Annotated in this window: 10 protein-coding genes; 7 read left to right on the top strand and 3 right to left on the bottom strand. The window is 39.7% G+C overall.

Annotated features, from left to right (window positions below):
* The first annotated feature begins 20 nt into the window (after positions 1-20).
* From ACRD7B_RS01290 to ACRD7B_RS01315, 6 genes are read left to right on the top strand one after another with little or no spacing between them, the layout of a single operon-like run.
* A complete protein-coding gene (locus ACRD7B_RS01290; RefSeq protein ID WP_430822635.1) occupies positions 21-1,169 on the top strand; it encodes an acyl-CoA dehydrogenase family protein in 1,149 nt (382 codons plus the stop codon).
* A 24-nt stretch (positions 1,170-1,193) separates the two neighbouring features.
* Entirely contained in the window at positions 1,194-1,937 is a 744-nt protein-coding gene (locus ACRD7B_RS01295) for an electron transfer flavoprotein subunit beta/FixA family protein (protein WP_430822636.1), read from the top strand.
* Positions 1,938-1,956: 19 nt separating this feature from the next.
* The gene (locus ACRD7B_RS01300) at positions 1,957-2,934 is read left to right on the top strand and encodes an electron transfer flavoprotein subunit alpha/FixB family protein (protein WP_430822637.1); all 978 of its coding nucleotides are present in this window, start codon (positions 1,957-1,959) and stop codon (positions 2,932-2,934) included.
* 17 nt (positions 2,935-2,951) lie between these two features.
* Complete coding sequence (locus ACRD7B_RS01305; RefSeq protein ID WP_430822638.1) at positions 2,952-4,226, top strand: 4Fe-4S dicluster domain-containing protein; 1,275 nt, start codon at positions 2,952-2,954, stop codon at positions 4,224-4,226.
* Between the two features lie 35 nt (positions 4,227-4,261).
* Positions 4,262-5,050: a (Fe-S)-binding protein gene (locus ACRD7B_RS01310; RefSeq protein ID WP_430822639.1), complete on the top strand. Its 789-nt coding sequence runs from the start codon at positions 4,262-4,264 to the stop codon at positions 5,048-5,050.
* Between the two features lie 9 nt (positions 5,051-5,059).
* Positions 5,060-8,383, top strand: coding sequence for a methylmalonyl-CoA mutase family protein (locus ACRD7B_RS01315; protein ID WP_430822640.1), 3,324 nt, complete (start codon positions 5,060-5,062; stop codon positions 8,381-8,383).
* Positions 8,384-8,471: 88 nt separating this feature from the next.
* Here ACRD7B_RS01315 and ACRD7B_RS01320 read toward each other — a convergent pair whose 3' ends face one another.
* Entirely contained in the window at positions 8,472-9,680 is a 1,209-nt protein-coding gene (locus tag ACRD7B_RS01320) for a hypothetical protein (protein WP_430822641.1), read from the bottom strand.
* A gap of 296 nt (positions 9,681-9,976) precedes the next feature.
* Here ACRD7B_RS01320 and ACRD7B_RS01325 point away from each other — a divergent pair, with 296 nt between their 5' ends.
* Positions 9,977-11,587, top strand: coding sequence for an amidase (locus tag ACRD7B_RS01325; protein WP_430822642.1), 1,611 nt, complete (start codon positions 9,977-9,979; stop codon positions 11,585-11,587).
* Between the two features lie 125 nt (positions 11,588-11,712).
* On the opposite strand, the gene ACRD7B_RS01330 is transcribed toward ACRD7B_RS01325, so the two are convergent.
* Positions 11,713-13,134, bottom strand: a complete 1,422-nt coding sequence (locus tag ACRD7B_RS01330) for a glutamate synthase subunit beta (RefSeq protein ID WP_430822643.1) — start codon at positions 13,132-13,134, stop codon at positions 11,713-11,715.
* Between the two features lie 91 nt (positions 13,135-13,225).
* Positions 13,226-17,746 (bottom strand): glutamate synthase large subunit, encoded by a 4,521-nt coding sequence (gene gltB / locus ACRD7B_RS01335; protein WP_430822644.1) that lies wholly within the window; start codon positions 17,744-17,746, stop codon positions 13,226-13,228.
* Between the last annotated feature and the right edge of the window lie 78 nt (positions 17,747-17,824).

Raw genomic sequence — 17,824 nt, forward strand, 5'->3', positions numbered from 1 at the left:
ACACACTTAAATCTCCCAATATGAATTTTCAATTTACAGAAGAACAACTCATGATTCAGCAAGCAGCACGCGATTATGCCCAACGCGAGCTCATAAAAGATGTTATTGAACGAGATGAGAAAGCCATTTACCCAACAGAACATATCCGCAACCTTTCTGAATTAGGTTTTTTAGGTATGCTTGTAGCACCTGAATACGATGGCAGCGGCATGGACACAATATCCTATGTTTTAGCCATGGAGGAATTATCAAAAGTTGACTCATCAATTGGGGTTATCATTTCGGTCAACAACTCCCTCGTATGTTATGGCATTGAGAAATATGGCTCAGAAGAGCAAAAACAGAAATTTCTAAAACCATTGGCGAGAGGCGAAGTAACTGGTGCCTTTTTACTTTCTGAACCAGGAGCTGGATCAGACGCCACATCACAACAAACAACAGCCATTGACATGGGTGATCATTACCTTGTAAATGGCGTTAAAAACTGGATAACCAATGGCAATTCAGCATCAACCTATATTGTAATAGCACAAACAGATAGAGAAAAAGGTCACAGAGGCATAAATGCAATAATTGTTGATCGTCACTCAGAAGGCATATCGCTTGGGCCACACGAAAACAAAATGGGCATGCGAAGCTCCGATACGCATTCAGTTCAGTTTACCGATGTTAAAGTACCTAAAGAAAACAGGATTGGAGAAGATGGATTCGGTTTTAAATTCGCCATGAAAACCTTGGAAGGGGGACGCATTGGTATAGCATCTCAAGCCTTAGGTATTGCATCAGGGGCGTATGAATTAGCTGTTAAATATGCCAAAGAACGTAAAACTTTCGGCACAGAAATTATCAATCACCAAGCCATAGCTTTTAAATTATCAGACATGGCTACCCAAATTGAAGCAGCACGATTCCTTTGTCTCAAGGCTGCTTGGCTAAAAGATCAAGGACAAGCCTACGGCATTGCCAGTGCCATGGCTAAACAATACACTGCCGACATGGCCATGCAAGTAACAACCGAAGCCGTTCAAATACACGGAGGATATGGCTATGTGAAAGAATATCACGTGGAACGCCTTATGCGTGACGCAAAACTCACTCAAATATATGAGGGAACATCTGAGATTCAGAAAATCGTAATCTCACGCGCCATAGCTAATGGCGATATCTAATTTCTAATCTTTAAAACTTTAAATATGCGTTTACTTGTTTGTATAAGCAGCGTACCTGACACAACGTCTAAAATTAAATTTACCGATGACTCAAGTCGTTTTGATGATTCAGGAATACAATGGGTAATTAACCCATGGGATGAATTAGCACTAACACGTGCTATTGAGCTAAAAGAAGATAACACAAATCCCGTAACTGAAGTCGTAGTCATAACTATAGGTACATTTCAAACAGAACCAACCCTGCGTAAATGCCTTGCCATAGGTGCTGACAAAGCAGTTCGTATCGACATCGAACCACTTGATGCCTATCAAACAGCAAGTCAACTGGCAGCCTACATTAAGAATGAAGAATTTGGATTTATTATATGTGGCATTGAGTCGGGCGACTATAACGAAGCATCGGTAGGCGGCATGCTAGCCGAGTTGCTCGATTTTGTTTCAGTCTCCTCGGTATCATCCGTTCGCTTTAATAAGGATCAGCCAATTTTCCAGCGCGATGTCGCAAATGGGAAAGAAGAACTAAGCGTGAACGGCACCGCAGTGCTGATTGTACAGAAAGGCTTTGCTTCCGTTCCAAAGATTCCGAATATGCGCGGCATAATGACTGCAAGAAGTAAACCTCTTGAATTAATAAAAGCTAGCTCAAGCAAATCACTAATCAAGTTTGTCAACTACCATTCTCCAAAAGAAAAAGAAGCCGTTCAAATGCTAGAATCGAGCGATGAACTTGTAGAAAAGCTAAGCAAAGAAGCTAAACTAATATAGTCACACTTAAACTTAAAACATGGCAATCCTAGTATATATAAGAAACGTAGCTGGTACAATTAAAAAACAAAGTCTTGAACTTAGCTCCTATGCTCATGCTATGGCTGAAGCAACCAATCAAGAAGTTATTGGCATCGTCATTGGCGAAATCGATGATTCTGCACTAAGCGAACTTGGCAATTATGGAATGAGCCAAATACTAAAAGCAGACAACCCAAACTTCAACATGCGTGTTAATCGGGTCTATACGCGCATCATTGAACAAGCTGTACTAAAAACAAATGCACAGTATATTTTATTTCCCGACAACAATCAGGGTAAAGCTATAGCACCTAGACTTTCAGTAAGGTTGCAGGCCGGGTTTGTTCCGCAAGTACTAGGACTACCAAGCTCTTACGAGCCCTTCCATATTGAAAAAAGAGCTTTTACCGGTAAAGCATTAGCAAATATTGAAGTTAACACTGAGCGCATAATCCTTTCACCCATACTCAATAGCTATGGTCTGAATGAAAACAAGACAGAGTTGAAAATTGAAAACTTTGAGCCAGAAATTGACGAGCCAGAATCACGATTGACAATTCTTGATAAAAAGGTAAATACTGAACGAATTAACCTACTTGATGCCGACATAGTGGTTAGCGGTGGCAGAGGATTAAAATCAGCTGAAAACTTTAAATTACTTGAAGAATTGGCCACAACTCTCGACGGCGCATTAGCTTGCAGCAGACCAGTAGCCGATGATGGATGGCGACCAGCAGATGAGCACGTTGGGCAAACAGGTAAAATCATATCGCCCAACATCTATTTTGCTGTTGGTATCTCTGGCGCAATACAACATGTTGCTGGCGTGAGTGGATCGAAATGCTTGGTAGCCATTAATGCCGATCCTGAAGCTCCAATTTTTGACGTGGCCGATTATGGCATTGTTGGTGACGCATTAAAAATTGTACCTGAACTAAATGAGGCATTTAAACAGCACCTATCAGACAATCAATAAGTAAGAAACTGGCATCTATGGAACAGATTATTTTTGCGTGCACATTCTTAATCACCCTTATTTTACTAGGGTTCACTTTCATGCGTCTAAGGGCTTTCTTTAAACTATGCAAACCTCTAAAGTACGATGGCAAGCTCAAAGAAAGATTAAGCCTAACTGCAAGAGTTGCTTTTGGTCAAACCAAAATTTTACGTAAACCAATCATTGGTTTTCTTCACGCTTTGGTCTTCTGGGGATTCCTGGTGATTACCATTGGTAGTATTGAAATGGTAATTGATGGATTATTCGGCTTAAATCGATCACTAGCTTTTTCAGGTATTGGGTATGATATCATAACCGCAAGTGGAGACATCTTTTCATTGATTGTACTTTTGGGTGTTTTCATCTTTCTCTTGCGACGCCTATTTCTTAAAATACGGCGTTTCTCCGGGGTGGAATTAAAACCTAAAAATAAACTGGATGCCAACATTGCCTTAAGTTTTATAATCTTATTGATGGTATCGCTAATTGGCATGAATACCTTTGATATCCTTCTGCATAAAGAGGCACTAGCTGGTACTTATCCGATTTCAAGTTCTTTAGCTGCTTGGATTAATCATCACAACAATACTTCAATTCTGTTTCATTTTTTCTGGTGGTTACACATTGTTTTAATCTTTGCCTTTGCTAATTACCTACCATACTCCAAGCACTTTCATGTTTTCATGTCAATCCCAAATGTGTTTTTTAGCAACCTTAATCCTCTCACTTTTTTACCGGCCATGCCTGAAGTAAGCAAGGAGGTAAAACTAATGTTGAGTGGTGATGCATTTCAGGAACCTAGTGACTCCGCTCCATCTCGTTTTGGTGTGAAAGACATTGAAGATATAACACAGAACAATTATCTGGATTCGCTTACATGTACACAGTGCGGAAGATGCACTGAGGTGTGCCCGGCTAACATTACTGGCAAATTGCTTTCGCCACGAAAAATATTTGTGGATGTTCGCAATCGCATGTTGGAAAAAGGACCATTTTTAAACAAAGCTCCCAAATATGACGACCACAAAGCTTTAATTGGCGATTACATCAGTCACGAAGAACTATGGGCATGCACCACTTGCAATGCTTGTGCTCAGGAGTGTCCTTTAAACATTAGCCACCCTAATTTAATTATGGACATGCGGCGCTATCTGGTATTGGAGGAAGGCCAAGCGCCCGAAGAACTTAATGTGATGTTTGCCAATATAGAGAACAATGGTGCGCCATGGAAATTTTCACCTGAAGATAGACTGGATTGGACACAGTACTAACTCCATTTTTTAATTAAAAAATCAAACACAATTATATGCCTCAAATAGACGTGCCAGTAATGGCAGACGAAATAAGTAAGGGCCAACAACCAGAATATCTATATTGGGTTGGTTGCGCGGGTGCTTTCGATAAGCGTTATCAAAAAGTAAGTCGCTCATTTGCAAAAATATTGAATGAAACAAAAGTAAGCTATGCCGTTCTTGGTAAAGAAGAAACCTGTACCGGCGATCCTGCCAAGCGTGCTGGCAACGAGATGCTTTTTCAGATGCAGGCCATGCAAGTTATTGAAACACTCAAAACCTATGACGTTAAAAAAATACTATGCACTTGCCCCCATTGTTTCAACATCCTGAAAAATGAGTATCCCGAACTAGGCGGCCAATTTGAAGTCATTCATTATTCTACTTTTTTACAATCACTTCTTGATACAGGTACCATACAAATCAAAAAAGAAGTATTCAAAAACAAACGTATTACATTTCACGATCCTTGTTATTTGGGACGAGGCAATGGAATATACGATGCTCCTCGCAAAGTGATAGATGCCATTGATATTGATTATACTGAAATGAAACGTGCCAAAAGCTTTTCGTTGTGCTGCGGCGCAGGTGGCGCCCAGATGTTTAAAGAAGCTGAAAAAGGCGATAAGGAAGTTTACATGGAACGCACCGAAGATGTGCTCGCTTCGGGAGCCGACATTGTTGCCACCGCTTGTCCTTTCTGCATGACAATGCTTAGCGACGGAATTAAATATGCCAATAAAGAAGAAAAATTAGTCAACATGGACTTAGCCGAATTAATTGCGACTAACATGGATTTATAATCTTAAAAAATGACAGACGTAAAACCATATAAAACAAAAAACAAGATCCGGATAGTTACCGCAACTTCCCTTTTTGACGGACACGATGCATCCATTAACATCATGCGTCGAATATTGCAGGCAAGTGGTGCCGAAATCATACATCTTGGCCATAACCGATCAGTCCAAGAAATTGTAGACTGTGCTATTCAGGAAGATGTTCAAGCCATTGCAATCACATCCTATCAAGGGGGACATTTGGAGTTTTTTAAATACATGTTTGATTTGCTCAAAGAAAAGCAATCGGAGCACGTAAAGATTTTTGGTGGTGGTGGTGGCGTTATTCTACCTAAAGAAATTGAGGAATTACACAATTACGGCATTTGTCGAATATTTACACCTGATGATGGTCGTCATCTTAGTCTGCAAGGAATGATAAATCATGTTCTCGAAGCATCTGATTTTATTCCCATACATCAATCCAAAAATAAACAAATCACTTTCAACAACACCAGCTACCTGGCACATTGTATTTCAGCATTAGAAAACGATTGGTCAGATGCAAGTGAGATTCGTAAACTAAAACCTAAGATGGGAAGAAAAACCACTCCTGTCATTGGTATATCTGGAACTGGTGGAGCCGGAAAATCTTCATTAATAGATGAGTTAATACGAAGAATAAACACGAGCTCACCTACGCTCAAAATTGCAATCATATCCGTTGATCCAAGCAGACGTAAATCGGGTGGTGCTCTTCTTGGTGATCGCATCCGTATGAATAGTATCAATCACGAAAATATATTTATGCGCTCAATGGCAACTCGCGGAGCCAACCTATCACTATCGGCACACATCGGCGAAACCATTGCATTATTTAAACAGGCTGAAGCTGATTTAATTATCCTTGAAACATCAGGCATCGGACAATCCGATACTCAGATCGTTGATTTTAGCGACCTCGCATTATATGTTATGACACCTGAATATGGTGCTCCATCGCAACTCGAAAAAATTGACATGCTCGACTTTGCCGACATGGTTGTACTTAATAAATCAGATAAAAACGGTGCCATCGATGCCCTTCGGGATGTTAAAAAACAAGTATGGCGAAATCGTCAAGACTGGGATAAATCGACAGAAGATATGCCAGTATACCTGAGTAATGCTTCACATTTTTTTGATATTGGCTTGGATAAATTCTATGATGCTTTACAGAAGAGGTTAACTAGCGACTACCCAGATCTGAAACTCAATACCAACGAAAACGTAAACGCAGGAGAAAAAATAAAATCTATCATTCCCGGCAATCGCAAACGTTACTTGGCAGAGATAAGTGAAACAGTGCGTAATTATAATTCAGAATCCGAAACTCAATCAAAAATAGCAGGCCAACTGTATGCCTTAAAACAAAGCAAAGAATTACTACAAGAATCTAATAAGGACATCTCTTCGATTGATGAATTGGAAAAATCACTTCTCGATAAATTAAATCAAGAAAATAAGGACATTCTAGATAATTGGACATTCTTAAAGCAAAATTATCAGAATGATGTTTTTCAATACACCTCACGTGGAAAAACCATTGACATAATAACCAAACACAGTTCTCTTTCACAAACCAAAATTCCAAAAATAGCAGTCCCAAAATACAACAACTGGGAAGACATACTAAGATGGCAATTGAAAGAAAACTTCCCAGGTTTCTTTCCTTATGCAGCTGGTGTATTTCCCTTCAAGCGAGAAAATGAAGACCCAACACGAATGTTTGCTGGCGAAGGTAGTCCCGAACGCACTAATAAACGCTTTCATTATTTATCCAAAGGGCAAAAAGCAAAGCGACTATCAACTGCCTTTGATTCGGTAACATTGTATGGTGAAAACCCACATTCAAGACCTGACATATATGGAAAGATAGGCAACTCGGGTGTATCAACAGCCACCTTGGATGATATAAAAAAGTTGTATTCTGGTTTTGATCTATGTCACCAACTCACATCAGTAAGCATGACCATTAATGGCCCGGCTCCCATTCTTATGGCATTTTTCCTCAACGCCGCCATCGACCAACAATGTGAAAAAGAATTAGTCAATTCTCTTAAAGAGACAATAGATAAAAAACTTAAACCCAGCTATCACTCTTCTCTTCCAGATGGAAATGATGGACTTGGCCTAAAACTATTAGGAGTCAGCGGTGACAGAGTAATTCAAAAGGATCGTTATGAAGAAATTATAACTGAGACCCTAAAAGCTGTTAGAGGAACAGTACAAGCTGACATATTAAAAGAAGATCAGGCGCAAAACACTTGCATATTTTCAGTTGACTTTTCGTTGAAGTTGATGGGTGATGTACAAGAATATTTCACTCAAAATAATGTGCAGAACTTTTACTCTGTATCTATTTCAGGCTATCACATTGCTGAGGCAGGTGCCAATCCAATTACCCAGCTTGCACTAACACTAGCAAATGGTTTTACTTACGTAGAATATTACCTTTCACGAGGAATGAACATAGATGACTTTGCTCCTAACTTATCGTTTTTCTTTTCAAATGGTATTGATCCTGAGTTCTCGGTTATTGGCAGGGTAGCTCGTATCATCTGGGCAAAAGCCATTAAATACAAATATGGCGGAAACTCTCGTTCTCAAAAATTAAAATACCACATTCAAACATCGGGGCGCTCACTTCATGCTCAGGAAATAGAGTTTAACGATATACGCACTACTTTACAAGCGCTTTATGCCATCTATGATAATTGTAATTCACTACACACCAATGCCTACGACGAGGCCATTACAACTCCAACGGAAGAGTCTGTACGACGGGCACTTGCCATCCAATTGATTATTAATCAAGAATTAGGATTAAATAAGAATCAGAACCCTTTACAAGGATCGTTCATAATTGAAGAACTTACTGAAATTGTAGAAGAAGCGGTCTTATCTGAATTCGACAGACTGAATGAACGAGGTGGAGTATTAGGTGCCATGGAGACCAATTATCAACGAAGTAAAATTCAAGAGGAATCGCTGCATTATGAGCAGATGAAGAACAATGGAAAACTTCCTTTGGTTGGCGTTAATACTTTCCTATCCAAATCAGGATCGGAAACCATTCTACCAAAAGAGGTTATCAGAAGCAGTAATACTGAAAAGGAAAATCAGATTTCAGAATTGGATAAATTTCACCTTAGAAATAAAGATCAAAGCTTAATAGCGCTCGAAAAGCTAAAGGCTGTAGCCATAAACAACGAAAACGTTTTTGCAGAATTAATGGAAACGGTAAAATACTGTTCATTGGGACAGATAACCAAGGCCTTGTATGAAGTTGGTGGGCAATACCGCCGTAATATGTAAGCCTGCTTACAAATACAAAAGAGACAAATCAATATTTCGATCTGTCTCTTTTGCATTTGAGTTATATTATAACTACAGCATCAAGAGTCTACTTTAGTCGATCTTCTACATCACATAGAAAATCTTCAAATTCAATTTCAAACTTGGATAAATCATCCTCAAAAAAGTCTTCCGCGCTAATTTCGCTCCCATCGTTAAATTGCAACAAGAAATTTACGAACCAGTCATTATCATCCATATTAGTATTGGAAGGAAAAGCAATTGCCTTTGCAATAATAGCATTATCGGAAACATAACGCACCTTCATATCAACATGCTTATTAACAGCATCAGCCATACTTTTAGCCCAGATCTCTCCAGTCAACCCAAGCTTTTCGATTAAAGCTAATTCGGTAACAAAACCATTACCTTCAACACTAGCTACCATTTTAATATCTTTTATCTGGATGGATGATTGCCCCTTTCGAATCATCATATACTCACTAGTTCCTGCTATCTCAGCATATAATAAATGCTCAAAAACAACTTCTGAATCATTCAAAAAGGAATAACGCCACTTTGAATGATCGTTAGCATTGACAGCTTCCATCTGAAATGAAAAAGGTAAAGGATTGAAAGTCATAACCACATTCTCAATATCCCCGGAATTAGAAATATCAACATTAATATTGCTCGTGGCCACCAACTCATCCTGCAACTTCATCTCAAAAAATAGACTGCTTATCATTTCAGTTACAATGGTTCCATCTTCAAGTTCTTCTCCCTTTCCAGGAAAATCGCCATCGTAAACTTCAAAATCGTAGATTCTTAAGATCAGATCATTGCTTATCGATTCCTTTGAAGATGGCAACTTATAAATGATTTCCTCGTCAGTCTCACTAACCCTTATAAAATCATTGATTTCAGAATCCCACTCCCAAGTGCCTTTTCCATCTTGCCATAAAGAACTCAAACTCTCTTCTCCATTCCTTGAAATTCCTTCGATTGCCTCGAAGTGATCACAAATAGATTCTTCATTGGCCATTGACATTCCAAGCTCAGCAATTGAATGCACCACTCTTTTGTTAGAGCTATTGGAATTATCAGCCATCATGTCCATCAAACCAGCACTAAGCTTTGCAAATTTCGTATCTGAAAGTTCACCAATATTAGTAAATAATGAATGTCCAGCAGCTTCTAAACGTGCCTTATCCACTTCAGTTCCTAAGGAACTATAGACATCTCCCTCCTCGTTTTTGCTACAAGCCACAAAAACTATTAATAATAGGACAATTAAATTTTTTATCAGGTTGTTCATTTCTCTCCTTTTTACTTATCCATCGAATCTTTCAATTCATTTGGCAAACATTCCCCAATGCTTACACAATGATAAGTTTGACAGTAAAATGCTCTTAAAGCACAATACCATCTGTACTTTCCATTAATATGACAATAGAAAACATCATCACACGTATTTGGTACGATATAAAAACACAAAAGTTTACAGTAATGAACTATTTCGAGCAATTAATTATACTTGTTAATGTAGACCTTGCGCTTTAAATAAACTATCTTTATTAGTTTACGAACATTGATACACCAAAAGGATAAAAGATGAAACGCCGACATTTTATACTCAACACAATATTAGGTGGAGCTGCCATTGGGCTTCATTCATGTAGCAGCAACGAGACTAAAGACGAAGGAAATAGCAAGACAGCTCAGTCATTTGTTCTTGAAGAAATGAATGTACCTGAATTACAAAAACTGATAAAAAATGGCACCTATAGCAGTGAAAAAATTACCCAATTATACATTCAGCGTATTAAGAACATCGACCATGCAGGCATCAACTTAAGATCAGTAATTGAAATAAACCCAGATGCTATTTTAATTGCTCAAGAATTAGATAAAGAACGAGCAGAAGGAAAAACACGAGGTCCATTGCACGGAATCCCTGTTTTGATAAAGGAAAACATAGATACTGGCGATAAACAAATAACATCGGCTGGCTCAGTAGCTTTATCATCGCACAAGGCTAAAACTGATGCCTTCATTGTTGAACAACTCAGAGCTGCGGGCATGGTGCTACTTGGCAAAACCAACCTAAGCGAGTGGGCTAACTTTCGTTCAACGAATTCAAGTAGCGGCTGGAGTAGTCGAGGAGGGCAAACTCGAAACCCATACGTATTAGACCGAACACCATGCGGTTCATCTGCTGGATCGGCAGTTGCCATATCTGCCAATTTAGCACCCTTAGCCATAGGAACAGAAACGGATGGATCGATAGTTTGTCCTTCTGGCATTAATGGTGTGGTGGGCATTAAACCTACAGTTGGATTATGGTCTCGATCGGGCATTATCCCCATATCACACAGTCAGGATACTGCCGGACCAATGGGAAAAAGTGTACTTGACGCTGCCCTATTGTTACAAGCATTAACCGCAAAGGATGAACACGACAAAGCATCCCAAGCCCAGCCAGATGAATTAAATATTTACCTCAACTTTGATAGAAATACCATAAACAGTGCCCGAATAGGTTACATGAAACAATATTCAGCCTTTGACAAAAGGGTGGCTAAAATAATGGATGAAACAATTTCGAAATTGGAGGAAGCAGGGGCTATTATAGTTGACATAGACAATCATGAAGAAGCTAATGAAATAGGTCAATACGAATGGACAGTTTTGCTATACGAGTTTAAAGACGGAATCAATAATTACTTAAAATCACACCCTGAAATACCGATCAATAGCCTGAGTGAATTGATTACATTTAATAAAGAAAACCACAAAGCTGCTATGCCTTGGTTTAGCCAGGAGATTCTTGAAATGGCCAATGAAACAAGTGATTTGAACGACAAAAAATATCTGGAAGCCAAAAAGCTTTGTAAAGAATTAGCACAAGACAAAGGAATTGACAAGCTGATAGAAACGCATCAACTAGATGCCTTGATGGCTCCAACCAATGGCCCAGCCTGGACAATAGACTATGTAAATGGTGACAATTTTAAAGGAGGTAGTTCAACACTAGCGGCTGTATCAGGTTATCCTAGCGTTACCGTTCCTGCTGGCAACATTTTGGGTTTACCAATAGGCGTTTCCTTTTTTGGCAAAGCCTGGACCGAAAGTAGGTTAATCCAAATCGCTCACGTATATGAGCAAGCAAGTAAACAACGAATTGTTCCAACATTCAAAACGAGCCTTCTTGATGAAGAATAAAACAAAACGAAACTATCAAAAAAACAAACTCGCTCATCGAGCGTAGTCGAGATGAAAAAATATTTGAACTAACTTCAATATGTTATCACTTCGACTACGCTCAGTGAACGGTTGTATATAATATTCTATTCGGCTAAATACTCATGAATTCTTTCAGCTGCTTCGCGCCCTTTTGCAATGGCCGTTACTACCAAGCTAGCGCCATTTGAAGCATCACCTGCTGCAAATACCTTTGCTTGACTGGTCTGGTATTTCTCATCAACTTTAATATTTCCCCTTTGATCAAGATCTAAACCAAGTTCGCTTACCAAACCTTCGTGCACAGGGCTTACAAAACCCATGGATAACATTACAATTTCAGCATCTACAATGTGAGCTGTCTCGGGCTTTTCAGACATTTGCCATTGACCATTGTCCCCCTTATTCCATTCCACTTCAACCAACTCAACTTGTTTCAAAACACCATTTTCTCCTATGAAACGTTTAGTATTCAAACTCCACTTTCGCTCACAACCTTCCTGATGCGAAGTGGACGTTTTTAGCACGTTTGGCCAATAAGGCCAAGGATTTCCTTCCGCTCTCTTTGCTGGAGGTTTTGGTAATATTTCAATTTGGGTTACCGACTTCGCTTTCTGGCGTATGGAGGTACCAACACAGTCGCTACCAGTATCACCACCACCAATAACTAAAACATTTTTACCCTTAGCTATTAATCTTTCACCATTTGTAAACTGCTCACCTCTATTTACCTTATTCTGTTGCTTTAAAAAGTCCATTGCAAAATGCACACCTTGCAAATCTCTTCCTTCAACAGGTAAATCACGCGGTTTCATAGCACCGATGGTTAAAACAACAGCATCAAAATCCTTCAATAATTCATCGCCTTTAACATCCTCACCAATGGCCGTATTTATTTTAAAAGTGATTCCTTCCTGCTCAAAAATAGCAAGTCGACGATCAATCACTTTTTTATTCAGCTTGAAATCAGGGATTCCATATCGCAATAAACCACCAATGGCATCGTCCTTTTCGAACACAGTTACTTCATGACCAGCCTGATTCAATAGATCAGCTGCAGAAAGCCCTGCCGGACCTGAGCCAACCACTGCAACTTTCTTACCAGAGCGTTTCTGTGGTATACGCGGAGTAACATAACCCGAATCAAATGCTTTTTCTACAATCGAGGCCTCGTTTTCGCGAATGGTAACGGCTTCTTCATGAATTGCCAAAACACACGATTTCTCGCATGGGCTTGGACAAATACGACCAGTAAACTCTGGAAAACTATTTGTTGAATGCAATATATCACTAGCTAACTTCCATTCTCCCTTATAAACTGCATCTTGCCATTCAGGAATCTTACTCCCAACCGGACAAGCCCAATGGCAAAACGGAATGCCACAATCCATACAACGCGACGCCTGAAGGGTACGATCCTCTTGATTGAGCGTTTGTTCAACTTCACCATAATCATCCACCCGCTCACTTATAGGTCGGTTACCACCTTCTTTACGTGCAATATGCATAAAACCTTTTGGATCAGCCATAATTATCTTTTTTAAAAGAAACCGGGAATGGCTCCTTTGAACCTTCACTCATTCTCATTTCCCGGTTTTCTTTTTTTAATATTCTATTTTTCTATTCTCTAATAAACGGAGCGTCTTCAGTATCACGTAGTTTTTGCTCCAATTCCTTAATTTTTTGCTCTTGCAACACCTTCTTGTATTCAAACGGTATCACCTTCACAAACTTCGGTAAATACTGATTCCAGTTAACCAATATCTCTTGTGCTTTAGAACTATTGGTATGCAACAAATGCTTGTTTAGCATAAACTGTAGTTCTTTTACATCGGCTCCATCTTCCACAGGAGTAAGGTCTACCAAACCCTTATTACAATAATAGTCAAGGTTGTTATCCTCATCGAGCACATAGGCAATACCACCACTCATACCTGCCGCAAAGTTTCTACCTGTTTTACCAAGCACAACAACTCTACCGCCAGTCATGTATTCGCAACAGTGATCGCCCACGCCTTCAACAACGGCATGTGCACCTGAATTACGAACTGCAAATCTTTCTCCAGCAACTCCACGTACATAGATAAATCCAGTAGTGGCACCATACAACACCGTATTACCAATAATGATATTTTCTTCTGGTTTGAAGCTCGAACCATGAGGCGGCACAACAATAATTTTACCGCCCGAAAGACCTTTACCGAGGTAATCATTAGCATCACCTTCGAGACGGAAACTCACCCCTTTAGTAAGAAAAGCTCCGAAACTCTGCCCCGCAGAACCTTTGAAGGTGCAATTGATTGTATTTTTACCCAGACCTTCTTCACCGTAAGCTTTTGATACTTCACCTGAAAGCATGGCACCAACCGTACGATCCACATTTCGAATGTCTCGCGCTAACCACACCTTAGATCCATTTACCAAGGCTGGCTGTGCTTCTTTAATCAAGCTACGATCCAATACCTCCTCAATATCATGATCCTGAACTGATGTATGGTGAATAGGATATTTCTTTCCTTCTTCAGGAAAATAAAGCAATTTACTTAAGTCAACTCCTTTTGACTTCCAGTTTCCTACTTCTTTATTTTGCTCCAATAAATCGCTACGACCAATGATTTCATCCAATGATTTATAACCCATTTCGGCTAAGTACTCACGTACCTCTTCAGCAATAAAATTAAAGAAGTTGACAACATACTTATATCTACCGATGAAGCGCTTACGTAGTTTTTCATCCTGAGTGGCGATACCTGCCGGACAGGTATTTAAATGACACTTACGCATCATAATACAACCCAAGGTAACCAATGCTGAAGTGGCAAAACCAAATTCCTCAGCTCCTAACATGGCCATTTTAACCACATCAAAACCGGTCTTCAACTGTCCATCAGTCTGCAATTTCACACGACCACGGAGATTATTCATCACCAAGGTCTGTTGCGTTTCGGCCAAACCAATTTCAACAGGCAAACCAGCATGTTTGATGGAACTGCTTGGGCTCGCTCCCGTTCCTCCTTCAGTTCCACTTATCACAATTAGATCGGCTTTAGCTTTGGCAACACCTGCCGCTACTGTACCAACACCATTCTCAGAAACCAATTTCACACTAATACGTGCACTTGGATTAGTATTCTTCAAATCATATATCAACTGAGATAAATCTTCAATGGAATAAATATCGTGATGTGGCGGCGGTGATATTAAGGTAATTCCTGGTGTTGAATTACGCAACTTTGCGATAATTTTATCCACCTTAAATCCAGGCAACTGTCCACCTTCACCAGGTTTAGCACCCTGAGCAATTTTAATTTGTAACTCATCAGCATTAACCAGGTAATTGTTGGTTACACCAAATCGTCCACTGGCAATCTGCTTAATGGAGCTACGTGCATCACTATTAAAACGCTGAGCATCTTCACCTCCTTCACCGGTATTGCTTCGTCCGCCAACGGCATTCATAGCTTTTGCCATGGCTTCGTGAGCTTCTTTGGAAATGGAACCATATGACATAGCACCAGTTACAAAACGTTTCATGATTGCCGAAGCCGGTTCCACCTCACTTATATCGATGGACTTACCCTTCTTCAACTTCATCAAACCTCTTATAAATAAAGGTGTTCGATTATCCTGATCTACCCGACTACTATATTCTTTATATTTCGCATAATCGTTTTCGGCAGTTGCCCATTGCAACAAACCAACCGTTTCAGGGTTCCAACCATGCTTCTCACCATATTTGCGGTAAGCAAAACTTCCTTTTGTATCAAATGGATTCTTGTTAAACGTAGGTTGATACGCTTTTGCATGATCCAATTGTATTTCTTTAGCTATCTCGTCGAAACTTACACCGCCGATTTTAGTTGGTGTACCCACGAAACACTTATTAATTACTTCACTTGAAATACCAATGGCCTCAAAAATCTGAGCTCCATGATAACTTCGAAGTGTACTAATTCCCATTTTAGAGAAAATCTTAAGTAGTCCTTTATCAACCGCCTTAATATAATTTTCGCGCGCAACTCCGTATTCGAGATCAACACTTCCATTTTTCACCATCTCGTCAATGGCTGCGAAACAAACGTAAGGATTAATTACACTAGCACCATAACCTAGCAATAGTGCGAAATGCATCACTTCACGCGCTTCACCAGTTTCAACAATTAAACCAACCTGCGTACGTTTTCTGGCTTTTATTAAATGGTGGTGTGTAGCAGAAACTGCTAACAAAGAAGGGACTGATGCGAAATCAGCATCAATATCTCTATCGCTTAATATGATATAGTTATTACCATCATCAACCGCTTTCTCAGCTGCAGCACAAATGGAATCAATCGCCTTTTGTAACCCTTGACTTCCCTCGCTCACACGATATACCATAGGAATAGACACATGCGTAAATTCTTCACGCTTGAAATCCTTTATTTTTCCAAGGTCCGTATTGGTCATGATTGGACTTTCGAACTTAATCGATCGACATTGCGATGGCTCTTCGCTCAACAGATTTTTCGAAACGGAACCAATGTAATTGGTCAATGCCATTACCAATCCCTCGCGAATTGGATCAATTGGCGGGTTGGTAACCTGAGCAAATAATTGTCGGAAATAAGAAAACAAACGCTGTGGCTTATCCGACAAAACTGCAATTGGCGTATCGTTACCCATGGAGCCAATTGGCTCACCACCAGTTACAGCCATAGGTTTTATAATCTGATCGAAATCTTCCTTATTGTATCCAAATGCCTTTAGATAAGAACTGTATTTATCACCCAAATCAGAAGGCACACGGTGTTGCACTTCTATTTCGCGCATCCTAATACGGTTCTCTTTTAACCAATTAGAATAAGGGTGACGCTTTGAGAGTTGCGACTTTATTTCTTCATCAGGTATAATAATACCTAACTGAGTATCAACTAACAAAAGCTTTCCAGGCTTTAAACGGCCTTTCTCTTTGATCTCTTCGGCAGGGAACGTTTGAACTCCCACTTCCGATCCCATTACGATCATATCATCTTTGGTAATGACATAACGCGATGGACGTAAACCATTCCTATCTAAAGTACCACCAATATAGCGACCATCAGAAAACACAATTGAAGCTGGACCATCCCATGGCTCCATTATTGTAGAGTGATACTCGTAATAGGCCTTTAGACTTTTCGGGATTGGATTCTTACTATTCCACGATTCCGGAATCATCATACTCAATGCGTGTGGCAATGAGCGACCTGTCAAGAATAAGAATTCCAGCACATTATCAAGCGATGCTGAGTCGCTCATGTTTGGCTCAACAACAGGGAAAAGTTTCTTCAAATCATCGCCAAATAAATCTGACTCCAAAAGACTCTCGCGAGCTTCCATCCAAAGACGATTACCTTTAATGGTATTAATCTCACCATTGTGCGCCATAATACGGAAAGGCTGTGCCAAATCCCACGTTGGGAAAGTATTGGTACTAAATCGTGAGTGCACCAATGAAATAGCACTCTTAACACGTGCATCCTTTAAATCAAGATAATATTCTCCTAATTGATCAGGAGTAAGCATACCTTTATATATAAATATCTTTGAAGAGAAGCTTGGCAAATAAAAAGCCTCCTTTTCAACAAGGTCTGATTGACGAATTGTATTTTCGGCTTGCTTACGCGCTAAATATAATCTACGCTCCAATGCATCCTGCTCATAATTGCCTTTCACAAAAATCTGACGAATACATGGTTCTGTCTGGCGGGCAATTTCTCCAATCACATCGCTATCAACAGGAACATCGCGATAACCAATCAACTCCAATCCTTCACTTAACACGTACTTATCCAGTACTTCAAGGCATTTGTGAGCCTCTTTTTCATCTCTTGGTAAAAACACCAAACCCGTTCCGTACTTACCACTTTCTGGTAAATTAAATCCACATGTTTGAAAAAACTCATGCGGAACCTGCATTAAAATACCTGCACCATCTCCTGATTTATTATCCGAGCTCTCCGCTCCACGGTGGGTCATATTACTTAATACCTCAAGACCACGCATTACAATATCATTCGTTTTCTGACCTTTAATATTAGCCACAAAACCAATTCCACAATTGTCGTGTTCATTCGCTGGGTCATACAAACCCTGAGGTAAGGGAAATCTTTTCTGCATCATACTATCATCATTATGGAGAGTTACTCTACTACATATACCTAATAAGGTATCCTAATCTACCACAGTCCTAAATTACAT

It is taken from the genome of Carboxylicivirga fragile (genome assembly GCF_050589805.1).
GTDB lineage: Bacteria > Bacteroidota > Bacteroidia > Bacteroidales > Marinilabiliaceae > Carboxylicivirga > Carboxylicivirga fragile.